Annotated in this window: 21 protein-coding genes, 1 tRNA gene and 1 rRNA gene; 18 read left to right on the plus strand and 5 right to left on the minus strand. The window is 70.1% G+C overall.

Annotation, left to right across the window (positions count from 1 at the left end; all coding sequences use genetic code 11):
* The first annotated feature begins 12 nt into the window (after positions 1-12).
* The 12 genes from QWU11_RS09335 (at position 13) to QWU11_RS09390 (ending at position 12,576) form a co-directional block, all read left to right on the plus strand.
* Entirely contained in the window at positions 13-1,002 is a 990-nt protein-coding gene (locus tag QWU11_RS09335; RefSeq protein ID WP_290104655.1) for a LacI family DNA-binding transcriptional regulator, read from the plus strand.
* Positions 1,003-1,010: 8 nt separating this feature from the next.
* Positions 1,011-2,207: an extracellular solute-binding protein gene (locus QWU11_RS09340; RefSeq protein ID WP_290104656.1), complete on the plus strand. Its 1,197-nt coding sequence runs from the start codon at positions 1,011-1,013 to the stop codon at positions 2,205-2,207.
* On the plus strand, positions 2,204-3,277 hold the full coding sequence (locus tag QWU11_RS09345; protein ID WP_290104657.1) for an ABC transporter ATP-binding protein: 1,074 nt from the start codon (positions 2,204-2,206) through the stop codon (positions 3,275-3,277). Before QWU11_RS09340 ends, QWU11_RS09345 begins: the two co-directional genes overlap by 4 nt.
* Positions 3,278-4,201: a sugar ABC transporter permease gene (locus QWU11_RS09350; protein WP_290104658.1), complete on the plus strand. Its 924-nt coding sequence runs from the start codon at positions 3,278-3,280 to the stop codon at positions 4,199-4,201.
* Positions 4,198-5,040: an ABC transporter permease gene (locus QWU11_RS09355; protein WP_290104659.1), complete on the plus strand. Its 843-nt coding sequence runs from the start codon at positions 4,198-4,200 to the stop codon at positions 5,038-5,040. The genes QWU11_RS09350 and QWU11_RS09355 overlap by 4 nt, the downstream gene beginning before the upstream one ends.
* Positions 5,037-5,777 (plus strand): 5-deoxy-glucuronate isomerase, encoded by a 741-nt coding sequence (locus tag QWU11_RS09360; RefSeq protein ID WP_290104660.1) that lies wholly within the window; start codon positions 5,037-5,039, stop codon positions 5,775-5,777. The genes QWU11_RS09355 and QWU11_RS09360 overlap by 4 nt, the downstream gene beginning before the upstream one ends.
* Before the next feature lie 7 nt (positions 5,778-5,784).
* Positions 5,785-6,996: a D-mannonate dehydratase ManD gene (gene manD / locus QWU11_RS09365; protein WP_290104661.1), complete on the plus strand. Its 1,212-nt coding sequence runs from the start codon at positions 5,785-5,787 to the stop codon at positions 6,994-6,996.
* Positions 6,986-8,416 carry an altronate dehydratase family protein gene (locus QWU11_RS09370; protein WP_290104662.1) on the plus strand — a complete coding sequence of 477 codons (1,431 nt, stop codon included), beginning with the start codon at positions 6,986-6,988 and terminating at the stop codon, positions 8,414-8,416. The genes manD and QWU11_RS09370 overlap by 11 nt, the downstream gene beginning before the upstream one ends.
* Entirely contained in the window at positions 8,413-9,753 is a 1,341-nt protein-coding gene (locus QWU11_RS09375; protein ID WP_290104663.1) for a mannitol dehydrogenase family protein, read from the plus strand. The genes QWU11_RS09370 and QWU11_RS09375 overlap by 4 nt, the downstream gene beginning before the upstream one ends.
* Positions 9,754-9,784: 31 nt before the next feature.
* Positions 9,785-10,576: an SDR family oxidoreductase gene (locus tag QWU11_RS09380; RefSeq protein ID WP_290104664.1), complete on the plus strand. Its 792-nt coding sequence runs from the start codon at positions 9,785-9,787 to the stop codon at positions 10,574-10,576.
* Positions 10,577-10,587: 11 nt separating this feature from the next.
* A complete protein-coding gene (locus tag QWU11_RS09385; protein ID WP_290104665.1) occupies positions 10,588-11,640 on the plus strand; it encodes a dihydrodipicolinate reductase in 1,053 nt (350 codons plus the stop codon).
* A gap of 99 nt (positions 11,641-11,739) precedes the next feature.
* Positions 11,740-12,576, plus strand: a complete 837-nt coding sequence (locus QWU11_RS09390; protein ID WP_290104666.1) for an SAM-dependent methyltransferase — start codon at positions 11,740-11,742, stop codon at positions 12,574-12,576.
* Here QWU11_RS09390 and QWU11_RS09395 read toward each other — a convergent pair whose 3' ends face one another.
* Genes QWU11_RS09395 through QWU11_RS09405 form a run of 3 tightly spaced genes read right to left on the minus strand, consistent with a single transcriptional unit; the run spans position 12,577 to position 14,566 of the window.
* A complete protein-coding gene (locus tag QWU11_RS09395) occupies positions 12,577-13,137 on the minus strand; it encodes an NUDIX hydrolase (protein ID WP_290104667.1) in 561 nt (186 codons plus the stop codon). It lies immediately after the preceding gene.
* Entirely contained in the window at positions 13,134-14,429 is a 1,296-nt protein-coding gene (locus QWU11_RS09400) for a zinc-dependent metalloprotease (protein WP_290104668.1), read from the minus strand. The genes QWU11_RS09395 and QWU11_RS09400 overlap by 4 nt, the downstream gene beginning before the upstream one ends.
* Entirely contained in the window at positions 14,426-14,566 is a 141-nt protein-coding gene (locus QWU11_RS09405) for a hypothetical protein (RefSeq protein WP_290104669.1), read from the minus strand. The genes QWU11_RS09400 and QWU11_RS09405 overlap by 4 nt, the downstream gene beginning before the upstream one ends.
* An 89-nt stretch (positions 14,567-14,655) precedes the next feature.
* Between QWU11_RS09405 and QWU11_RS09410 the strand changes: the two genes are divergently transcribed.
* From QWU11_RS09410 to QWU11_RS09420, 3 genes are all read left to right on the plus strand, one after another.
* Complete coding sequence (locus tag QWU11_RS09410) at positions 14,656-15,741, plus strand: NAD-dependent epimerase/dehydratase family protein (RefSeq protein WP_290104670.1); 1,086 nt, start codon at positions 14,656-14,658, stop codon at positions 15,739-15,741.
* Positions 15,742-15,885: 144 nt separating this feature from the next.
* On the plus strand, positions 15,886-16,308 hold the full coding sequence (locus tag QWU11_RS09415; protein ID WP_290104671.1) for a molybdenum cofactor biosynthesis protein MoaE: 423 nt from the start codon (positions 15,886-15,888) through the stop codon (positions 16,306-16,308).
* 261 nt (positions 16,309-16,569) lie between these two features.
* A complete protein-coding gene (locus tag QWU11_RS09420) occupies positions 16,570-17,628 on the plus strand; it encodes a PDZ domain-containing protein (protein ID WP_290104672.1) in 1,059 nt (352 codons plus the stop codon).
* Here the strand turns inward: QWU11_RS09420 and QWU11_RS09425 are convergent, their stop codons facing one another.
* Positions 17,629-18,129: a PPA1309 family protein gene (locus tag QWU11_RS09425; protein ID WP_290104673.1), complete on the minus strand. Its 501-nt coding sequence runs from the start codon at positions 18,127-18,129 to the stop codon at positions 17,629-17,631. It abuts the gene before it with no gap.
* A gap of 157 nt (positions 18,130-18,286) precedes the next feature.
* On the opposite strand from QWU11_RS09425, the gene QWU11_RS09430 reads away from it, so the two are divergent.
* On the plus strand, positions 18,287-21,157 hold the full coding sequence (locus tag QWU11_RS09430) for a UPF0182 family protein (RefSeq protein ID WP_354670821.1): 2,871 nt from the start codon (positions 18,287-18,289) through the stop codon (positions 21,155-21,157).
* Between the two features lie 113 nt (positions 21,158-21,270).
* A tRNA-Met gene (locus QWU11_RS09435) sits at positions 21,271-21,347 on the plus strand.
* A gap of 49 nt (positions 21,348-21,396) precedes the next feature.
* On the opposite strand, the gene QWU11_RS09440 is transcribed toward QWU11_RS09435, so the two are convergent.
* The gene (locus QWU11_RS09440) at positions 21,397-21,834 is read right to left on the minus strand and encodes a nuclear transport factor 2 family protein (protein WP_290104675.1); all 438 of its coding nucleotides are present in this window, start codon (positions 21,832-21,834) and stop codon (positions 21,397-21,399) included.
* Positions 21,835-22,495: 661 nt separating this feature from the next.
* On the opposite strand from QWU11_RS09440, the gene QWU11_RS09445 reads away from it, so the two are divergent.
* A 16S ribosomal RNA gene (locus QWU11_RS09445) occupies positions 22,496-22,620 on the plus strand; the annotation flags it as partial.

Here is a 22,620-nt window from a genome sequence, read left to right on the forward strand (position 1 = left end):
GCACTCGTGCCGGTGACCATCCAGGATGTGGCCCGTGAGGCGGGGGTCTCGGTGTCCACCGTGTCCCGCGCGTTCACGGCGCCGGAGATGGTGAGAGACGAGACCCGGCACTTCGTGCTCGCGACCGCGGAACGGCTGGGCTACCGCCCGAACCGCGCCGCGCGGGGGCTGATCACCGGCAGGACCGGAAACCTCGGCGTGATCGTCCCCGACCTGTCGAACCCCTTCTTTCCCAACGTGCTGAAGGGAGTGCAGTCCCGCGCTCGCGAGGCCGACTACGCCGTCTTCCTCGCGGACTGCGACGAGAACGCCACCGAGGAGGTCGCCCTCGTCCAGGCCATGGCCAAGCAGGTCGACGGCGTGATCCTCTGCTCCTCCCGCATGTCGGCCGCCCAGCTCGAACGCATCGTCGGCAGCACCTCCCTGGTGTTCGTCAACCGCCAGGTCGGCGACCAGCCGGCGGTCCTGATGGACACGGCCGGCGGCATGCGGCAGGCGGTCGACCATCTCGCGGCGCTCGGGCACCGCCGGATCGCCTTCCTGAACGGGCCGCGCGCCTCGTGGTCCAACCGGGAACGCCGGCGCGGCCTGCGCCGCGCGGCCCGGCAGGGCATCGAGATCGTCGAGCTGGGGCCGTTCGCCCCGCGCTTCGAGGGCGGCCCGCACGCCGCCGACCTGGCGCTGGCCGAGGGCGTGACGGCGATCATCGCCTACAACGACCTGATGGCGCTGGGCGTGATGTCCCGGCTGGCCGACCGGGGCGTGTCCGTACCCGGGCAGATGAGCGTCGTCGGGTTCGACGACATCTTGATGGCGGGCATGGCCACCCCGCCGCTGACCACCGTGTCGATGCAGAACGAGCGAGCGGGCCGCGTGGCCGTCGACCTGCTCGTCAGCCTCCTGACCGTCACCGGCGCCGCGGGGGATCCGCGCCGGGAACTCGAATGTCAGCTGATCGTGCGGGCGTCGACCGCCGTACCGCCCGATCCGACCGGAAGGTGAATCCCCGAATGCGCGCTAAGAAGTTGTGCCTCGCGGCGGTGTTCGTCCTGGTGGGCGCCTGCGGCTCGCCGAGCGCCGGGGGAGGGGCCAAGGACCTCTCCCCGGACAAGGTGCCGAACAGCCCGAAGAAGGCGGTGACGCTCAACATCATCGACGTCGCGGGCAACCTCCAGCTCACCAAGGGCATGATCGACGAGTTCGTCCAGACGCACCCGAAGGTCATCAAGAAGGTCACCTACACCACGGCCACCGCGCCGGAGCTGCCCGGCAAGATCAAGGCGCAGCAGAGCGCGGGGCAGGTGCAGATCGGGCTGGTCCTCACCGGCACCGACGGGCTCGCGGCCGGCATCTCCCAGAAGCTGTGGGTCAAGACCGATGACTACGCGAGCCGTATGGGCGCCGCGAACTACCTGCCGCCCGCGCAGAAGATGCAGGAGCTCGCGCAGGGCCACGGCGTCGAGATCGTCTACTACCCCTCCGGGCCGCTCATCGAGTACAACCCCAGGACGGTCACCAAGCCGCCGGCGACCGTACAGGACCTGCTCGCGTGGGCCAAGGCACACCCGAAGAAGTTCCAGTACGCCCGCCCGGCCAACTCCGGCCCCGGCCGTACGTTCCTCATGGGCCTGCCCTACATCCTCGGCGACAGCGACCCCAAGGACCCCAAGGCCGGCTGGGCCAAGACCTGGGCCTACCTCCAGGAGCTCAGCAAGTACGTCGACTACTACCCCTCCAAGACCTCCGAGACGATGGCGAACCTGGCCAACGGGTCGGCCGACATCATCGCCACGACCACCGGCTGGGACATCAACCCGCGCGCGCTCGGCCAGGTGCCGGCCGGGGACAAGGTCGCCGCCCTCAAGGGCATGCACTGGGTGACCGACGCCCAGTACGCCGTCGTGCCGACCGGCGTCTCCGCCGACGTGTTGTCCGCGGACCTGCAGCTGATCAAGTGGATGCTCACGCCACAGCAGCAGGCCAAGGCCTACGACACCGGCTACTTCTACCCGGGCCCGGCGGTCAGCGGGGTCACCGTGCAGATGGCGCCGCAGAAGTCCCAGCAGGTCATCCAGCAGTTCGGCCGCCCGGAGTACGACGAGTGGATCGCCACGTTCCCCAAGGAGACCTCGCTGCCGGCCGAGCAGCAGGTGGCCGCGTTCGACCAGTGGGACCGCACCGTGGGCAGCGGAAAGGTCCGCAAGTGACCGACAGCAGGATCTCGGAGCTGCGGCTCGACCACGTGAGCCGCGGCTTCGGGGGCGTGACGGCCCTGGACGGCCTCGACCTGACGATCAGGGGCGGCGAGTTCGTGGCGCTGCTCGGCCCCTCCGGCTGCGGAAAGTCGACCGCGCTGAACTGCCTGGCCGGCCTGCTGCCGCTGAGCGAGGGTTCGATCACCCTCGACGAGAGGCGGATCGACACCGTGCCCCCGGAGCAGCGCGGGTTCGGGATGGTCTTCCAGAACTACGCGCTGTTCCCGCACATGTCCGTACGGGCCAACATCGGCTTCGGCCTGCGGATGGCGCGGGTCGCCAAGGCCGAGGCCCGGCGGCGCGTGGACGAGGCGCTCGCCCTCGTCCAGCTGGAGGACCACGCGGGGAAGTTCCCCGCCCAGCTGTCCGGCGGTCAGCAGCAGCGCGTCGCGATCGCCCGCGCGATCGTCCTCGAACCCGCGCTCGTGCTCATGGACGAGCCGCTGTCCAACCTCGACGCCAAGCTGCGGCTGGAGATGCGCACCGAGATCAAGCGCATCCACCAGACGCTGGGGCTCACGACCGTCTACGTGACGCACGACCAGGAGGAGGCGCTCTCGCTGGCGGACCGGCTCGTGCTCCTGCGGCAGGGCCGGGTCCAGCAGGTCGGCACGCCCGAGGAGGTCTACTCCGAGCCCGCCAACCGCTTCGTGGCCGGGTTCATGGGGTACCGCAACGAGCTGGAGCTGCCCGTGACCTCGGTCACGGACAAGACCGTGGTCCTGGGCGACCTGACCGGGACGCGCCGCGAAGACCTCGGCGAGGTCGCGGTCGCCGCGATCCGGCCCGAGGACTTCACCGTGGGAGACGGGCCGAACGCCATGGAGGTCGACGTCGAGGTCGTGGAGTACCAGGGCCGCGAGCAGGCGATCCAGGCCCGTACGGCAGAGGGCGGCCCGCTCCACCTGCGCGCGCCGACGCGCCTGGCCCCGGGCGACCGGGTGACCGTGTCGGTGCCGCCGGAGCGGGTGCTGGTCTTCGCCGCCGAGAGCCCGGCGGCGCCGTCCGGGGAGGCGGCCTAGATGGCGGTCCAGGTGGCGGCGCCGCGGATGGCCCTGCGGCACCGCCTGGCCGACCGGGGCGTGGACCGTACGCTGCTGCTCCTGCTGCCGGCCGTGCTGTTCATCGTGGCGCTGTTCGTCTATCCGTTCGTGTACGGGCTGCAGCTGTCCTTCCAGCCGCAGCCCGGTTCGGAGACGGTCCAGCGGTACGGCTCTGGGGCCTTCGCCGACTACCACGCGTTCTTCGCCGACCCGTACCTGCGGAACACGATCTGGACCACGCTCAAGCTCGGCCTGCCCGCCGCCCTGTTCAACGTCCTCGCGTCGGTGCCGATCGCGTACCGGATGCGCGGCCGGTTCCGCGGCAAACGGACGATCACCACGATCCTCGTCGTGCCGATCGCGCTCGGCACGGTGCTGACCGCCGAGGGCCTGCTGGCGTTCATGGGACCCACCGGCTGGCTGAACCGCCTCCTGCTCGACCTGCATCTCACCGACCACCCCGTGCGCCTCACGCACAACTACTGGGGCGTGCTGTTCTCGCTGGTCATCTCCGGGTTCCCGTTCGCGTTCCTGCTGACGCTGTCCTACCTGTCCGGCATCGACCCGACGCTGGAGCGGGCGGCGGCGACGCTCGGCGCGGGCTGGTGGCAGCGGTTCCGGTACATCACGCTGCCGTTGCTGGCGCCCGGCCTGGGCATCACGTTCTGCCTGTCGTTCGTGCTGGCGTTCTCGGTCTTCCCCTCAGCGATCATGGTCGGCGACCCGGCCGGATCGACCCGGGTGATCTCGATCGCGGCCTTCCACGCGGCGTTCGAGCAGTACGACTACTCGATGGCCTCGGCGATCGCCATGATCATGGGCGCCGTCGAGCTGGTCGTCATCGGCGTGGTGCTCGGCTGGCGCTCCCGGCTGTACCGCGGTGCGACGGGAGGCAAGGGATGACCACCATCACCCGACGGAGGGTCGCGCTGCGGCCCGGAACGTGGCTGGTCTGGGGCGCGGTCGTCTTCTTCCTGCTGATCCTGGCCGGCGTCGTGGGTGCGGTCGTGGTCGACTCGTTCGGCACGCGCTGGTTCGGCGGGTGGCTGCCCTCCGGCTGGACCGCGCACTGGTACGGCACGGCGTGGCGCGAGTTCGACCTCGGCGGCGTGCTGATCGTCACGCTGGAGGTCGCCCTGGCGGTCGTGGTGATCTCGCTGCTCGTCGGCGTGCCCGCCGCGTACGCCCTCGCCCGCCGGACCTTCCCCGGCAAGCGCGTGCTGATGGTCGCGTTCCTGCTGCCGATCCTCATCCCGCCGATCACCTACGGCGTGCCGCTGGCCACCGTGCTCTACAAGTTCCACCTGGCCGGCCGGCTGACCGGCGTCATCCTGGCCAATCTCGTCCCGGCCGTGCCGTTCGTCATCCTCGTCATGACGCCGTTCATCGAGCAGATCGACCCGAAGATCGAGTCGGCCGCGCGGATGTGCGGCGCGCGCACGAGGCTGATCTTCACCCGGATCCTCGGGCCACTGCTCGTCCCCGGCATGCTCGCCGCCGCGATCCTCATCCTCGTGCGCACGGTCGGCATGTTCGAGCTGACCTTCCTCACCGCGGGGCCGGACAGCCAGACGCTGGTCGTCGCGCTCTACTACTCCGTCTCCTCGGCCGGCATCCGCGCGCAGCAGGAGATCGACGCGATGGCGGTCCTCTACACCATGTCCATGCTGGTACTGCTCGTCGTGGCACTGCGCTTCGTCAACCCGACCCAGCTGGTGACCCAGATCAAGGAGAGAGATTGAGAACCCTGCTGACCCCGGGCAAGGAAACCGAGCTGATCGGGCTGGAGCTGGCCGACCTGGCCGACGGCGAGACCCTCGACCTGACCCGCGACACCGAGATCGCGGCCGTGATCCTGTCCGGCGTCGTCGACGTCGACGGGCTCGGCACGGCGGGCGGGCGCGCCGGCGTCTTCGACGGGCCGGGCCACACGGTGTACGCCCCGCCCGGCACGCCGCTGCGGTTCCGCGCCACGGGCGGCCCGGCGCAGATCGTCCTCGCCTCGGCCCCGCTCGGCGACGGCACGCCCGGCCGGGCCCGGATCATCGGCCCGGCCGACCAGGCCGTCGACGAGCGCGGCGAGGGCAACTGGGCCCGTACGGTGCGCACGATCCTCGGCCCGGACGACGACGCCGGGCGGCTGCTGCTCGGCGAGACGATCAACCCGCCCGGCAACTGGTCCAGCTATCCGCCGCACAAGCACGACACCCACGAGCCGCCCCGAGAGGTCCGGCTGGAGGAGGTCTACCTGTTCAAGGTGGACCCGGAGGGCGGCTTCGGCATCCAGCTCCGCTACGACGGCCAGGGCGAGGAGGCCTTCACCGTACGGGACGGCGACGTCGCGGCCATCCCGGCCGGCTACCACCCGGTCGTGGCCGCCCCCGGCTACTCCCTCTGCTACCTGTGGGTGATGGCCGGCCAGGGTCGGCAGATGATCCCCTACCTCGACCCCGACCACGCCTGGGTCCAGAACGGATGAGGCCGAGGTGAACATCGTCGCGGCCAAGGTCATCGTCACCTGCCCGGACCGCAACTTCGTGACCCTGAAGCTGACCACGGACGACGGGCTGACCGGGGTGGGCGACGCCACCCTCAACGGCCGGGAGCTCGCGGTCGCCTCCTACCTTCAGGATCACGTGTGCCCGTTGCTCATCGGCCGCGACGCGGCCCGCATCGAGGACACCTGGCAGTACCTCCACAAGGGCGCGTACTGGCGGCGCGGCCCGGTGACGATGACCGCGGTCGCGGCGGTCGACACGGCGCTGTGGGACATCAAGGGCAAGGCCGCCGGGATGCCGGTCTACCAGCTCATCGGCGGCCGGTCGCGCGACGCGGTCACGGTGTACGGGCACGCGAACGGCGCGACCGTCCCCGACGTCCTGGAGCAGGTCGGCGGCCTGCTCGACCGCGGCTACCGCGCGGTGCGGGTCCAGGTCGGCATCCCCGGACTGAAGAAGGTCTACGGCGTGCCGGCGACCCGCGAGCCGTACGAGCCGGCGGTCGCGGGGGAACGGCCGGACGAGGAGACCTGGTCGACGCCGAAGTACCTCAACTTCGTTCCGGGCCTGTTCGCGGCGGTGCGCGAGCGGTTCGGGCACGACTTCCACCTGCTCCACGACGTGCACCACCGGCTCACCCCGATCGAGGCGGCGCGCCTGGGCAGGGCGGTGGAGCCGTACGGGTTGTTCTGGCTGGAGGACCCGATCTCCGAGGAGCTCCAGGAGGGGTTCCGGCTGATCCGGTCGCACACGACGACGCCGATCGCGGTCGGTGAGGTCTACAACTCGATCTGGGACTGCCGGCAACTGATCGTCGAGCAGCTCATCGACTACATCCGGATGGACGTCGTGCACGGCGGCGGGATCACCCACCTGCGCCGGGTGTTCGACCTGGCCGCCCTCCACCACGTACGGACCGGGTCGCACGGCGCCACCGACCTGTCGCCGGTGTGCCTGGCCGCCGGCCTGCACGTCGACATCGCCGTGCCGAACTTCGGCATCCAGGAGTACATGCCGCACACCGAGGCCACCGACGCGGTCTTCCCGCACACCTACCGGTTCGCCGACGGGCTGCTGTACCCCTCGGAGGAGCCGGGTCTCGGCGTCGACATCGACGAGGAGGCGGCCGCGGAGTACCCCTACCGGCGGGCCTACCTGCCGGTCAACCGCCTGGAGGACGGGAGCATGCATGACTGGTGACACCCTGCTGCTGCAGCCCGAGGACGACGTGGCGGTCGCCCTGCGCGACATCGACGGCGTGCCGCGCGGGCACAAGGTCGCCGTACGCGACCTGGCCGTCGGCGCGCCGATCCGCAAGTACGGCCAGATGATCGGGGTGGCGACCGCGCCGATCAAGGCCGGGGAGCACGTGCACACGCACAACCTCGGCATGGGCCCGCACGACACCGACTACGCCTTCGGCACCGACCTGCGCCCGGTGCCGCCCATCGCCCCGGCCGGGTTCCAGGGCATCGTACGGCCGGACGGCCGCGTCGCCACGCGCAACTACATCGGCATCCTGACCTCGGTGAACTGCTCGGCCACGGTCGCCCGCAGGATCGCCGCCCGCGCCTCGACGGAGGGCTATCCGAACGTCGACGGCGTCGTGGCGCTGACCCACGGCACCGGCTGCGGCATGGCCGCCGACGGCGACGGGATCCGGCTGCTGCGCCGCACCCTGAACGGCTACGCGCGCCACCCCAACTTCGCCGCGATCCTCGTGATCGGGCTCGGCTGCGAGGTCAACCAGCTCACCGGCTTCGACCTGCCCGAGGGCACGCCGACGATGACGATCCAGGAGCTCGGCGGCACCTCCGCGACCGTACGCCGCGGCCTGGAGGTGATCGGCGAGCTGCTGCCCGCGGCGAACGCGGTCACCCGCGAGCCGGTGCCCGCCTCCGAGCTGGTCCTCGGCCTGCAGTGCGGCGGGTCCGACGGCTACTCCGGCATCACCGCCAACCCCGCCCTGGGTGCCGCCGCCGACCTCCTCGTACGGCACGGCGGCACCGCGGTCCTCGCCGAGACGCCCGAGGTGTACGGGGCCGAGCACCTGCTGACCCGCCGAGCGGTCTCCCGCGCCGTCGGCGAGCGGCTGATCGGGCGGATCCACTGGTGGGAGTCCTACGCCGAGTCGATGGACAACAACCCCTCGCCGGGCAACAAGGCCGGCGGCCTGACCACGATCCTGGAGAAGTCGCTCGGCGCGGTCGCCAAGGGCGGCACGACGCCGCTCACCGCGGTCTACGAGTACGCCGAGCCGGTCACCGAGCGCGGTTTCGTCTTCATGGACACTCCCGGGTACGACCCGGTCTCGGCGACCGGGCAGGTGGCCGGCGGCGCGAACCTGATCTGCTTCACGACCGGCCGCGGCTCGGTGTACGGCTGCCGCCCGGCGCCGAGCGTGAAGCTGGCCAGCAACCGCGAGACGTACCTGGCCATGGAGGAGGATATGGACGTCGACTGCGGCGCGATCCTCGCCGGAGAGGTCTCGGTCGCGGAGCTGGGAGAGCGGATCTTCGAGCTGGTCCTGGAGGTCGCCTCGGGACGCAAGACGGCGAGCGAGGAACTCGGCTTCGGCGACGAGGAGTTCGCGCCCTGGCAGTTGGGAGCGGTGATGTGAACGAGCGGTTGTCGCTGACGAGCCGGCCTCGTACGGTGCCGGACTCGGTGGAGATCGTGCACCTGGGCATCGGGGCGTTCCACCGGGCGCACCAGGCGGTCTACACCGAGGACGCCGGCGACGGCTGGGGGATCTGCGGGATCACCCAGCGGAGCGCGGCCGTGGCCGAGCGGCTGGCGCCCCAGGACGGCCTCTACAGCGTGCTCGTACGCGGGCCCGGCGCCGCCTCGGCACGCGTGATCGGCGCGGTCCGCGAGGTGCTCACCGGCGAGGCCACCGTGGCGCGGATCGCGGACCCGGCCGTACGGATCGTCTCGCTGACCGTGACCGAGAAGGGCTATCGGCGCGACCCGGCGACCGGGCGGCTGCGCCTCGACGACCCGGAGATCGCGCTGGACCTCGCGGGACGCCCGCCGCGCACCGTGGTCGGCCGGCTGGTCGCCGGCCTCGCCGCCCGCGAGGCGCCGGTGACCGTGCTGTGCTGCGACAACCTCCCCTCCAACGGCGCGACCCTGCGCGGCCTGGTCGAGGAGTACGCCGGGCGGAGCGGCGCCGAGATCGGCTGCGAGGTCGCCTTCCCCTCGACCATGGTCGACCGCATCGTGCCCGCCACCACCCCCGCGGACCTCGACGAGGCCGAGCGCCTCCTCGGTGTACGGGACGAGGGCGTCGTCGTCACCGAGCCGTTCACGCAGTGGGTGATCGAGGACGACTTCGCGGCCGGCCGCCCGTCCTGGGACGCGGCCGGCGCGATCCTCACCGGCGACGTCGCGCCGTACGAGACGATGAAGCTGCGGCTGCTCAACGGCGCCCACTCGTTGCTGGCCTATCTCGGGTCCGACCTCACCTACGTCTCCGACGCGGTCGGCGTGCTCGGCGACCTGGTGCGCCGCTACATGGACGAGGACGCGAGCCCGACACTGGACGTGCCCTCCGGCTTCGACCTGGAGGCGTACAAGTCCTCGCTGCTCGAACGCTTCGCCAACCCGGCCCTGCGGCACCGGACCGCTCAGATCGCGATGGACGGCTCGCAGAAGCTGCCGCAGCGCCTGCTCGGCGTCGTACGTGACCGGCTGGCCGCGGGCGCCGAGCCCCGCTGGGCCGCCCTGGCCGTCGCCGCGTGGATGCGGCACGTCCAGACGGCGCCTGAGCTGGACGACCCGATGGCCGGGACGCTCCGGCGGGCCGTGGCGGGGGCGGACACGCCCGCCGCCGTCGTGGACGCGCTGCTGTCGGTCACCGACGTCTTCGGGCCCGACCTGCGCGACTCGGAGGTGTTCCGCCGCCTGCTCGTCGAGTGGCTGACCCGGCTGGTGGCGGGCGCGCCAGGCTATTGATACGTGTTCTAGATCGACTTAGGCTCTCACCGTGATCCTGGACCGCTTCCGCCTCGACGGCAGGGCCGCGATCGTGACCGGCGCCGGACGAGGGATCGGGGCCGCCACCGCGGTCGCCCTTGCCGAGGCCGGCGCGGACGTCCTCGTGGCCGCACGCAGTGAAGACCAGCTCCGCACGATCGCCGCGCAGATCGAGGCCACCGGACGGCGGGCCGCCGTGGTGGCGGCCGACCTGACCGACCTCGACGCCGCGGCCGCGCTGCCGCGGGCCGCGGTGGAGGCGTTCGGCCGCCTGGACGTGGTGGTGAACAACGTCGGCGGCACGATCCCGAACGCCTTCCTCGACACGACCGTGGACTACCTCGCGGAGGCGTTCGAGTTCAACGTCGGCATCGCCCACGCCGTGACCCGCGCGGCCGTCCCGCTGATGACCGCGGACGGGGGACAGGGCGCGGTCGTCAACATCTCCTCGGTGATGGGCCGGATCACCGGGCGCGGATACCTCGCGTACGGCACGGCCAAGGCCGCGTTCGCGCACTACACGCGCCTGGCGGCGGTCGACCTGGCGCCGCGCGTACGGGTGAACGCCATCGCCGCCGGCTCGGTGGCGACCTCGGCGCTGGAGTTCGTCATCGGCGACGAGGGCGTGCGCCGGCAGATGGAGGACAAGACGCCGCTGGGGCGCATCGGGGACCCCGAGGAGATCGCCGCCGCGGTGCTCTTCCTGGCCTCCCCGGCCGGCGGTTTCGTCACGGGGCGGGTCCTCGAGGTGGACGGCGGGACCGATCAGCCGACCCTGGACCTGGGCCTGCCGGATCTTTGAGGGGGAGTCAGATGACGTACCGCGTGGTGCTGTGGGGCACCGGCAACGTGGGCCGCAACGCCCTGATCGGCATCGACGCACGGCCCGACCTGGAGCTGGCCGGTGTCTGGGTCTCCAACCCCGACAAGGTCGGCCGCGACGCGGGCGAGCTCGCGGGCCTCGGACGCCTGGGCGTGACGGCGACCAACGACGCCGAGGCGGTGCTCGCGCTGCGTCCGGACTGCGTCGTCTACACCTCGATGGCCGACGTACGGCTCGACGAGGCGATGGAGGACCTGACGCGCATCCTGCGCGCCGGGGTGAACGTCGTCTCCAGCAGCCCGGTCTTCCTGCAGTTCCCCGACGACGAGGTGGGCGCGCCGATCCACCGGGCCGCGCTGGAGGGCGGCGTCTCGATCTGGGTGAACGGCGTCGACCCGGGCTTCGCGAACGACTGGCTGCCGCTGACGATCACCGGCATCAGCGAGCGCATCACCCAGGTCCGCTGCATGGAGATCCTCAACTACTCCACCTACGCGCAGCCGACCGTGCTGTTCGACGTCATGGGCTTCGGCCGCCCGATGGACGAGACGCCGCTCCTGCTCTCGCCGACCGTGCTCACGCTGGCCTGGGGCAGCGTCGTCCGCCAGCTCGCCGCGGGCCTGGACGTGGAGCTGGAGGGGATCGAGGAGTCCTACACGCGCCTGCCGGCCCCGGAGACCTTCGAGATCGACGCCGGCACGGTGGAGAAGGGCACGGCCGCGGCGCTGCGCTTCGAGGTGCGCGGCATGCGCGGCGGCCGTCCGGTGGTCGTGCTCGAGCACGTCACGCGGCTGAGAGACGACCTCGGCCCGGACTGGCCCCAGCCGGCCGGCCAGGGCTCGTACCGCGTGGAGGTCCGCGGCGAGCCCGACTACACGCTCGACCTGCAGCTCCTGGGCACGAACGGCGACCACAACACCGCGGGCCTGAAGGCCACCGCGATGCGCCTGGTCAACGCGGTCCCGTCCGTCGTGGCCGCGCCCGCCGGGCTCCTGACCGCGCTCGACCTGCCACTCGTCACGGGCCGGGGGCTCGTCCGCTGACATATGCGGCAATAGTCGGCTTGTTCGTCGTATTTCACATATGCGCATCTTCGGGCGTGATCTACTTATTATGCAGATTCGCGGGCCGAAAGGAATGCTGTGACGGGCGACGAATGGTTCCGGAGAACCGGTGCCACGGGGGAGAGCGCCCCGCCTGCGTTCGACAGCGGGACACCGCACATCGCGCGGGTGCAGGACTACTGGCTGGGCGGAAAAGACCACTTCCAGGCCGACCGCGAGGCCGGTGACGAGGCGGTCGAGGCATTTCCCGGCCTGGTCGCCTCGGTGCGGAACACCCGGGCCTTTCTCGCGCGCTCGGTGCGCTATCTGGCCCGCGACGCCGGCGTCCGCCAGTTCCTCGACATCGGCACCGGAATCCCGGCGGCGAACAACACCCACGAGGTGGCCCAGGCCGCCGCGCCGGAGTGCCGGATCGTCTACACCGACCACGACCCGGCCGTCCTCGCCCACGCCAGGGCGCTGCTGACCAGCCACCCCAAGGGCGCCACGGCCTACCTCGACGCCGACCTGCGCGACCCGGAGAAGATCCTGCTGGAGGCGGCGCAGACGCTGGACTTCTCCCAGCCGGTCGCGCTCATGCTCGTCGCCATCCTCCACTGCATCCCCGACGGCGACGACCCGTACGGCATCGTGAACCGGCTGCGGGAGGCCGTGCCTCCCGGCAGCTACCTCGTCATCTCCCACCCGGCCAACGACATCCAGGCCGAGCAGATGGGCGCGATGGCCAAGAGCCTCAACCGGGTGATGGCCCAGAAGGTGACCCCGCGCGGCTTCGCCGACGTTGCGCGGTTCTTCGACGGGCTGGAGCTGGTCGAACCGGGCATCGTACGAGCGTCGGAATGGCGGCCGGCCCCGGAGTACTCCGTCGGCACCACCGTCTCCACGATGTGGAGCGGCGTCGCGCGGTTCTCCTGATCAGGCCCTTTCGAAGACCTCCGCCGACGCCCTTACCAGGCGGCGCAGGACGTCGTCGGCATCGAGGGGAATGGCGTCCAGGGCGAACCAGCGCAGGTCGTCGGACTCTTCGCTGATCTTCTCCCGGGCGCCCGGCGGCGCGACGGCGGTGTACTGGACGTCGAGGTGGTACGAGCCGCCGTGGCACCAGACGCGGTGCCGGTCGACGCGGACCGGGCCCGGCAGCAGCCGCAGGCCCCCGATGCCCGACTCCTCCGCGGCCTCCCGCAGCGCGGCCCCGGCGAGCGTGGTGTCGCCGGGCTCGCAGTGGCCGCCGAGCTGCAGCCACATCTTCGCCTTCGGATGCAGGGTGAGCAGCACACGCTCGCCCGAGGCGTCAAGGACCGCGGCGCTGGCGGTCAGGTGCCCCACCACGCACTCGCGCCACATGCCGTCCTCGTGCGCCGCCAGGTGCCCGAGGAACTCGCGCCGGAGCGCGTCCTGTCCCTCGTCGCCCGGCCGCCAGCCGGACAGCACCTGTGTCGCGTCCGCGTGCAGGCCGTCCGGGGACCGTGCGGTCACGCCTCCTCGTCCGGCTTGCCGTCCTCGCCCTTCGGCTCGGTGAAGTCGGTGATGTCGATGTCGGCGCTCTTGCCCTCGACGAACGCGGCCGGATCGTCGAGGTCCTCGGCGGTCGGCATGAGGTCCGGGTGCGCCCAGACGCCGTCGCGACCGTCGATGCCGCGCGCCTCGCCGAGGCTCGTCCACAGCGCGGCGGCCTCGCGCAGCCGGCGCGGCCGCAGCTCCAGGCCGACCAGCGTGGCGAACGTGCGCTCGGCAGGCCCGCCGGTGGCCCGGCGCCGGCGTACGGCCTCGGCCAGCTTGACCGTGGAGGGCAGCCGGTCCTTGGCCGCTGCGTTCACCACGGTGTCCACCCAGCCCTCGACCAGGGCGAGCATGGTCTCCAGCCGGGCCAGCGCCGCCTTCTGCTGCGGTGTCTCGTCCGGGGTGAGCGACAGCTCGCCGCCGAGCGCCTGCTGCAGCGCCTCGGGGTTGCTGAGGTCGATGCCCGCGACCGCGTCCTCGATCTTGGACAGGTCGACGGTGATGCCGCTGGCGTAGTCCTCGACCGCGCGCAGCAGGTGCGAGCGCAGCCACGGCACGTGCTCGAACAGCCGCTGGTGGGCGGCCTCGCGCAGCGCGAGGTAGACGCGCACCTCGTCCTCGTCGACCTCCAGGCCCTCGCCGAACTCGCGTACGCCCGAGGGAAGCAGCGCGCCGACGCCCGCCGGAGCGAGCGGCAGGCCGATGTCGGCGGAGCCGACGACCTCCAGGGCGAGCGCGCCGAGCGCCTGCCCGGCCTGGCCGCCGACCATGGCGCCGGCCATCTGCCGCACCATGCCGACCAGCGGCCCGGCCACGGCCTGCATCTCCTCGGGCATCGCCGAGCCCATCGACTCGACCATGCGCTTGGCCATCGGGTCGCAGACCTTGGACCACACCGGGAGGGTGTACTCGATCCACTCGGACCGGCTCCACGCCTGGGGCGTGCGGATGCCGGCGGGGTGCGTCGTCACCTCGTCGAGCCAGAGGTCGGCCAGGCGCAGCGCCTCGACGACCGCGCGGCGCTGGGCGTCCAGCACCGACGGGTCGCCCTTCTCGGCGATCTGGTGCCGGGCGATGTCCTTGGCGAGGTCCCAGTTGAGCGGCCCGTCGCCGCTGCTGGTGGACTGGTTGGACAGCATGTCGGCGAACTGGTGCAACATGGCGGCGAAGTCCTGCATGTTGCCCGCGCCGAACGGGTCCTGACTGCCGGGCTCGTTCTCGTCTCCGGGGTCGCCCGGACGATTGAAGCCGAAGGGGATATCACTCACCGGGTCTCCTTGATCGGCCCCGCGAGAACGCTGCCGTACATGATGGCTCGCTCGCTCCGCTCGCTCACGGGGGCCGCCTTGGTCGGCCGGGTGAGCAGGCTGCTGTGTTTAATGGCTCGCTCGCTTCGCTCGCTCACGAGCCCTACCTCGGGCAGGATGAATGGGTCACAACCTTCACGTTATCCGGTCGCAGCCCGGGGGCGTGCGATAGGAGGACTCGCTCGACTTGAGTACACGACAGGTTCGCCCACGGCGTAGCGCCGGCCCGGTCATCGCCGTCACGGGGGCGGCGGATGGCATCGGGCGCGCCCTGGTCGCACGGCTGGCCGGCTCGGCGGACATCAAGAAGGTCATCGCCCTCGACGACCATCGGGGGGACGTGCCAGGGGTCACCTGGCGCGTCGTCGACATTCGCGACCCGCAGCTCACCAGCCGCATCTCCGACGTCGATGCGATCGTTCATCTCGACATCGACCAGTCGCCCGAAACCGACCACCGCGAACGCCGCGCGTACAACGTGCGCGGCGCCCAGACCGTGATCACCGCGGCGGCGGCCGTACGCGTGCGCCGCGTGATCCTCATCACGAGCGCCATGGTCTACGGCGCCGAGGAGGGCAACGCGGTCCCGCTGCCGGAGGACTCCCCGCTGGCCGCCGAGCTGGACGAGGGCATCGTCGGCGACTTCCTGGAGATCGAGGAGCTCGCCGCGATGGCGCCGGTGGCGCACCCGGGCATGACCGTCACGGTCCTGCGCCCGGCGGCGCTGGTCGGCCCCGGCATCGACACGGTGGTGACCCGGCACTTCGAGGCTCCCCGCCTGCTCACGGTCAAGGGGTGCGCGCAGCGCTGGCAGTTCTGCCACATCGACGACCTGGTCACCGCGCTCGAGCTCGCCGTCTCCGGCGCGGTGACCGGCCGGCTCGCGGTGGGGTGCGAGGGCTGGCTCGAACCCGAGGAGGTGGAGGAGATCACCGGGCGGCGGCGCTTCGAGCTGCCCGCGGCGGTCACCTTCGGCACCGCGCAGCGGCTGCACCGCATCGGGGTCACCCCGGCGCCGGCCACCGACCTGCACTACGTCGTCTATCCGTGGGTGGCCGACTGCGCGACGCTGCGCGAGGCCGGCTGGAAGCCCTCGCGGGACAACGCCGAGGCGCTGACCGCGCTGCTCGAGGAGGTCGCGGGCCGCCACGCGCTCGTCGGGCGCCGGCTGGCGCGCAAGGAGGCGACGATGGCCACCGCCGCCGGTGCGACGGTCGCCGTCATCGGCACGGCCGCGATCGTACGGAGGGCCCGCCGCAAACGCCGCGGATAGTTTCCCTCCGGTTTCCGCGCTCGCCGATGCGATCAGTGGTGCCAGAGTGGCGTCGCACCTGCGGCCGATGTCCTGTGCTGATGCTCGCAGGCGCGGCCCAGGGTGCGGCGTAGGCGATCGAAACGGCGGAGTAGCGTTCGTTTGATGAACGTCATCCGGCTCGCGGAAATCCGTGACGTCCCGCTCTCCGTCGATGAGGTGCTCGTCGCCGTCGCCGACTCGGGCGCGGGCGGCACCGCGATGTTCGTGGGCACCGTACGCGATGAGGACCACCGGCGTGCGGTGACCGGGCTGGGCTACACCGCGCACCCCCAGGCGGCGGACCGGCTTCGGGTCGTGATGGAGAAGATCGTCGCGGAGTACGACGTGCGCGCGATCGCCGCGGTGCACCGGGTCGGCGACCTGGCCGTCGGTGACCTCGCGGTCGTCGTGGCCGCCGCCTGCCCCCACCGCGACCAGGCCTTCGAGGCGTGCCGCGCGCTGATCGACGATCTCAAGGCCGAGGTACCGATCTGGAAGCACCAGGTTTTTGCCGACGGTGGAGATGAATGGGTGGGGATTGGGTGATTTGTGGTACCGGATGCTGGTTACTTAATAAGTGACCGGTTTTCCGGGAGGTAGGCGGTATGGCAGTCGTTGCGTGGTGGCTCATACCCGTGACCGTCGCGTTGCTCGTGGGCGCACTCGCTCACCTGTGGGGCCGGCGACCCCGGTTCAGCCGTTCGTTCGAAGAGGTGGATCACTTCCACCGTTTCCTGAACGCCCTCAAACGGCGCGGTCGGCAGAGGCCCCGACGAGGCGGTCGATCGACCGCGTAGGCTTCCGGCCATGTCTCGTCGTGCTGCCACGCTGGTCTTCGCGAGCGTGCTCATTCTCGTACTCGGCATGGTCGGCGCGTTCATTCCCGTGCCGTACGTCGCGTTGCGTCCCGGACCCACCACCGACACGCTCGGGCAGCTCGGTAAGACGCCGCTGATCCAGATCACCGGCGCCAAGACCTACCCCACCCAGGGGCACCTCAACTTCGTGACCGTCGCCTACCAGGGCGGGCCGGGCAACCGCATCGACCTGTTCACCGCGCTGCGCGGCTGGCTCGACCCCGACGTGGCGATCGTGCCCGAAGAGGCGATCTTCCCCAAGAACGTCCCGACCAAGAAGGTCGAGCAGGAGAACACCGAGGAGATGGCCTCCTCCCAGGAGTCCGCGACCGCGGCCGCCCTGCACGAGCTGCACATGCCCACGACCACGGACGTCGTCGTGGACTCCGTGCAGCAGGGCCTGCCCGCCGCCGGAAAGCTGAAGCCCGGCGACCAGATCGTGGCGATCGACGACAAGAAGATCAAGCAGGTGCCGGACGTGAGCGGCATCATCAGCGGCCACAAGGCCGGCGACACGGTGAAGTTCGCCATCAAACGCGGCGGCAAGGACTCCGCCCTCGACATCGGCACCGTCGCCTCGCCGGACAAGGCAGCCGCGGGAAAGCCCGTGGTCGGCGTCGTCCTGCGGGAGAAGTTCCAGTTCCCGATCAACGTGAAGATCAGCGTCGGCGACGTCGGCGGGCCGAGCGCCGGCCTGATGTTCTCCCTCGGCATCTACGACAAGCTGACCCCGCTGGAGATCACCGGCAGCAGGTTCATCGCCGGCACCGGGACGATCACACCCGAGGGCCAGGTCGGCCCGATCGGCGGCATCCAGCAGAAGATGGTCGCCGCCCGCGACGCCGGTGCCACGATCTTCCTCACGCCCACGCAGAACTGCGCCGACGCGGTCGCCTCCGACCCCAAGGGGCTGCGGCTCGTCCGCGTCGACACCATGCACGGGGCGCTGGCGGCGCTGGACGCCATCCGCACCGGTCACGGCGCCATCCCGGCCTGCCCCGCCAAGTGATCAGCTGAGCGTCGACGCGAGCGCGGCGGCGAGCGCCGGCACCAGCTCGTCCCCCGAAAGCACCTGATCGTCGCTGTCGTGGCCGCGCAGCCGCATCGCCGAGTGCCGGGAGCCGTCCCGCAGCACGCCCACGACGAGCCGTACGTCCTCGCGGCCCGGATGCTCACCCGCCCAGCCGACCGGGTCCTCGTCGGGCATTTCCTCCTCGGCGCCGTCGGGTAGCAGGATGCGTTCGACGGCGAGCGCGCAGCCGGCCACTCCGTCCGGCCATTCGATGCCGCTGAGAATTTCCTCGATCGGTTTTTCCAGCGGAAGTTCGGGCTGTTCGAGCACGGCGAGCCGCCCCGCGGTGTTCGGAACACCCAGCCGCTGGGCGAGATCGGGTTCGTTCTGGTGCAACTCAGGTGCCTCGACCAGGGCGTACAGGCGTGGCGCGGCGTCCCAGCCGGCGCCCGACACGTGGCGCTCGAGTTCCAGGACGACCTCTTCCAATCGGCTCATGCGGTTATTTTTTCACCTCTCACCCGGGTGTTTTCGCCGTAGGTGGCCGGTCGTGTACGGGAACCCGGGGATGCCTCGGTAAGTTGCCTTCACATACACCCGGCGAAGGGGGACTGCTGTGACCTTCCGGAGCCCAGGCTTTGGCGGCCGAATCAACGTGGGCCGATCGCGGCTCCTGATACCCGTGATCGTGATCCTCGTGGTCCTCGTCGCGGTCTTTCTGGCGTTCACCGCGATCTGGACGGACGTGCTCTGGTATCGGTCGGTGGGGTTCTCCTCCGTCTACACCAAGCAGATCACCACGCGGGTCCTGCTGTTCTTCTCCGCGGGCCTGATCATGGTCGCCCTGCTCGGCGCGAACATCGTGACCGCCTACCGGCTGCGGCCCGCGTACCGGCCCTCGTCGGTCGAGCAGCAGGGGCTGGACCGCTACCGGAGCGTCGTCGATCCACACCGGCGGCTGATCGTCATCGCCCTGCTGAGCCTGGTCGGCCTGCTCACCGCGTCGGCGGCGGCCGGCCGGTGGCGAGTCTGGCTGGCGTTCCTCAACCGGCAGCCGTTCGGCGTCAAGGATCCGCAGTTCCACAAGGACATCTCGTTCTTCGTCTTCACCTATCCGCTGCTGCGGGTCGTGCTCGGCTTCCTGTTCACCGCGGTGATCCTGACGTTCATCGCCTCGCTGGTCGTGCACTACCTGTACGGCGGCGTGCGCGTGCAGGGCGTGGGGGAGAAGGTCAGCCCTGCCGCCCGCGCGCACCTCTCGGTGCTGTTCGGCGTGTTCGTCCTGCTCAAGGCCGTGGCGTACTGGTTCGACCGCTGGGGCCTGGCCCACTCCGAACGCGGTGTGGTCACCGGCCCGTCCTACACCGACGTCAACGTCGTGCTGCCCGCCAAGACCATCCTCGCCGCCATCGCGCTGATCTGCGCGCTGATGTTCTTCGCGACCTTCATCCGCCCCGGCGCGATGCTGCCCGGCATGGCGTTCGGCCTGCTCGTCCTGTCGGCGATCCTGATCGGCGGGGTCTTCCCGCTGCTGATCCAGACCTTCCACGTCAAGCCGAACGAGGCCGACAAGGAGAGCAAGTACATCGGCCGCAACATCGCCGCGACGAGACAGGCGTACGACGTGGGCGACACGAAGGTCACCGACTACCTGCCGAACACCAAGCTGTCGCCGGCGCAGGCCAAGCAGGAGACCTCCACGCTGCCCAACGTCCGCCTGCTCGACCCCGCCGTGGTGTCGCCGACGTACCAGCAGCTCCAGCAGATCAAGGGCTTCTACAAGTTCCCGAACCCGCTCGACATCGACCGCTACCCCAACCCGGCCGACGGCAACGCCCTGAAGGACACCGTCGTCGCCGTACGCGAGATCGACGGGCCGCCGTCCGGCCAGGCCAACTGGATCAACAGCCACCTCGTCTACACGCACGGGTACGGCTTCGTGGCCGCCCCCGGCAACCAGGTCGACGCCCAGGGCGCCCCGGACTTCACCGAGAAGAACATCCCGCCGACGGGCGCGCTCGGCATCACCCAGCCGCGCATCTACTTCGGCGAGCGCTCCCCGTCGTACTCCATCGTCGGAGGGGCGGGGAACCGCGAGCTGGACTACCCCGACGACAAGAGCCCCACGGGACAGCACAACAGCTCGTACGCGGGCAACGGTGGCGTCCCCATCGGGTCGCTGTTCAACCGGACCCTGTACGCCCTGCGCTTCAAGGAGAAGAACCTCCTGCTGTCCGGGGCGATCAACCCGCACTCACGGATCCTGTACAACCGGACGCCCCGTGAGCGCGTCCAGAAGGCCGCGCCGTGGCTGAAGGTCGACGGCAATCCCTATCCCGCGGTCGTCGGCGGCCGGATCAAGTGGATCGTCGACGGCTACACGACCGCCGCCGACTATCCGTACTCCGAGCGCACGAGCCTCGCCGACGCCACCAAGGACACCAACACCGAGAGCAGGGTTTCGGTGGCCGCCCAGTCCGGCGACCGCATCAACTACATCCGCAACTCGGTGAAGGCCACGGTCGACGCGTTCGACGGCACGGTGAACCTCTACGCCTGGAACGACGACGACCCGATCCTCAAGACGTGGATGAAGGCGTTCCCGGGCACGGTGCAGCCGCGTACGGCCATCCCCGCCGACCTCATGGCACACCTGCGCTATCCCGAGGACCTGTTCAAGGTGCAGCGTCAGATCCTCGCGCGCTACCACGTGCAGAACTCGCAGGCCTTCTACGGCGGGCAGGACTTCTGGCAGATCCCGAGCGACCCGACCAGCGAGGGCACGGTCGAGCCGCCGTACTACCTGAGCGTCAAGATGCCCGACCAGACGGCGCCGGGATTCTCGCTGACCTCGACGTTCGTCCCCAAGGGCAAGGTCACGAACCTTACCGCGTTCATGGCGGTCGACAGCGTGCCGACGAGCCCGACGTACGGTCAGATCCGTATCCTCCAGGTGCCGCGAAGTCAGGTGACACCTGGGCCGGAACAGGTCCAGAACACGTTCGAGAACAATCCGACGGTCTCGCAGCAGCTCACGCTGTTGCGCGGGCCCGGGTCACGGACGGTGAGCGGCAACCTTCTGACACTGCCGTTCGGTGGAGGCTTCTTGTACGTCGAACCCATCTATCTCCAGGCCAACGCCGGAGGGGGGTCCTACCCGCTGCTGAAACGCGTTCTCGTCTCGTACGGGAACGACATCGGCTTCGGGGCGACGCTCGAGGACGCCCTCAACCAGGTTCTCAAGGGCGGCGGCATCACCACGCCGACCGGTCCGCCGCTGCAGGCGAGCGAGGACGTCCAGGCGGCGATCGACGCGGCCAACAGGGCGTACAGCGACGCGCAGAACGCCCTGGCCAAGAGCGACTGGACGGCGTACGGAGAGGCGCAGAAGCAGCTCAAATCCGCCCTTGACCAGCTGGCGAAGCTGCGGAACCAGGGTAAGAACACCCCACCGCCGACGCCCGTCCCGAGCGGCACACCGAGCACGCCGGCCACCCCTGTCCCCACGCCCAAACCCAGCGGCTAGGAGGTCTGTCCCGAGGTCCCGCCGTCCTGACTACGGACGGGGACCTCGGGACAGGTCCCGGACTCGATTTGCATAGCGAGTCGGAGTGCCCATAGAGTTAGGGCACACCGCAACGCGGGGTGGAGCAGTTCGGTAGCTCGCTGGGCTCATAACCCAGAGGTCGTAGGTTCAAATCCTACCCCCGCTACCAATTAGAGAAGGGCCCGGAGGATTTCCTCTCCGGGCCCTTCTCTGTTCGGTCAATAGATCAGTTCGAGGTCCGATCGGCCCCAGTAGGCCTTCAGCTCCTCGATCCGTCCGATCTCGTCCGTGCGGAGCACGAGCGTGGAGTCCCGCTTGAGGCGTCTGCCCTCCGGGTTCCGCGGAGCCGTCAGCCGGTCGCGCCTTACGGAGTCCGGCCCCACGGGCAGGTAGTCCATGATCGCGAGCACGGGGATCAGCACGCGGACGTCGTCCTGGCACGCCACAGGCTCACCAGGGGCCTCATGGATCCCGGCGGCCACCGCCCGGCCGAAGTGCGTGCGCAGGGCGTCACGGCCGCTCTGGCGGTCCGAGCCGACCGGATCTTCGAAGGTGACCTCGTCCGCGTAGAGGGCGAGCAGGCCGTCGACGTCTCCGGCGTTCATGAGCCGGCAGTGCTCGAAGGCCAACTGCTTCCGGCTGCGTTCGTTCAGCAACTCATCCTCCCGCGACGGCCGGCGCTCAACTCTTGTTGACCTGCCTAAAGCTGTCCTGAATGGCGACGCGCCCGCGCCCTATTCACGGGGGATGGCGATGCTTTGACGGGGGTCGTCGCGGGGCTCTGAGGCGGTGCGGCGGCCCCGATTTGACCAAGGTCCGGGACGAACGTAATGTTCTCTTCGCCCCAAGGGGAACGGGAAGCCGGAAGGCGCCCGGGACCTGCGGGGAACTCACACCAGATCACGAGTCCGGGACTTAGGACCGGATAGAGACGGTAGGGTGAGAGTCTCCCCGGAAGAACGGGATGCAGGACGCCTTGAAGGTGGCCGGCCCGGATGGGGAACTTCAGCGGGTAGGGAGATCTTCTAGGTCTTTACGGATCTGGGGGTTGACTTACTGGCTGAGGGTGGTAAGTTAGAAGGGTTGCCCCGGAGAGGGTTGAGAGACTTCTCGATGGTGTGTGTCCGTTTCTTGAGAACTCAACAGTGTGCTAAAAGCCAGTGCCTTTTTAGTCCTCGGACTGGATGGTCATGGCAGGCCGGTTATGGTCTGGTTGTGGTTGTTCGGTTTTTGGATTCCTTTGGCAAGTATGATTCTTGCCGGGATTTGTCTGTTCAGGTTTGGCGGCCGCTCTTAACGGGTGGTTGTCGTTCGACCTTAACGGAGAGTTTGATCCTGGCTCAGGACGAACGCTGGCGGCGTGCTTAACACATGCAAGTCGAGCGGAAAGGCCCTTCGGGGTACTCGAGCGGCGAACGGGTGAGTAACACGTGAGTAACCTG

Origin of the sequence: Actinomadura sp. DC4 (assembly GCF_030406325.1) — a bacterium.
Classification (GTDB): Bacteria; Actinomycetota; Actinomycetes; order Streptosporangiales; family Streptosporangiaceae; genus Actinoallomurus.

Excerpts from the sequence above, each read along its gene's own strand:
- QWU11_RS09340 (WP_290104656.1), top strand. The coding sequence starts at position 1,011 with ATGCGCGCTAAGAAGTTGTGCCTCGCGGCGGTGTTCGTCCTGGTGGGC.
- QWU11_RS09350 (WP_290104658.1), top strand. The coding sequence starts at position 3,278 with ATGGCGGTCCAGGTGGCGGCGCCGCGGATGGCCCTGCGGCACCGCCTG.
- QWU11_RS09355 (WP_290104659.1), top strand. The coding sequence starts at position 4,198 with ATGACCACCATCACCCGACGGAGGGTCGCGCTGCGGCCCGGAACGTGG.
- QWU11_RS09370 (WP_290104662.1), top strand. The coding sequence starts at position 6,986 with ATGACTGGTGACACCCTGCTGCTGCAGCCCGAGGACGACGTGGCGGTC.
- QWU11_RS09385 (WP_290104665.1), top strand. The coding sequence starts at position 10,588 with ATGACGTACCGCGTGGTGCTGTGGGGCACCGGCAACGTGGGCCGCAAC.
- QWU11_RS09415 (WP_290104671.1), top strand. The coding sequence starts at position 15,886 with ATGAACGTCATCCGGCTCGCGGAAATCCGTGACGTCCCGCTCTCCGTC.
- QWU11_RS09420 (WP_290104672.1), top strand. The coding sequence starts at position 16,570 with ATGTCTCGTCGTGCTGCCACGCTGGTCTTCGCGAGCGTGCTCATTCTC.
- QWU11_RS09425 (WP_290104673.1), bottom strand. The coding sequence starts at position 18,129 with ATGAGCCGATTGGAAGAGGTCGTCCTGGAACTCGAGCGCCACGTGTCG.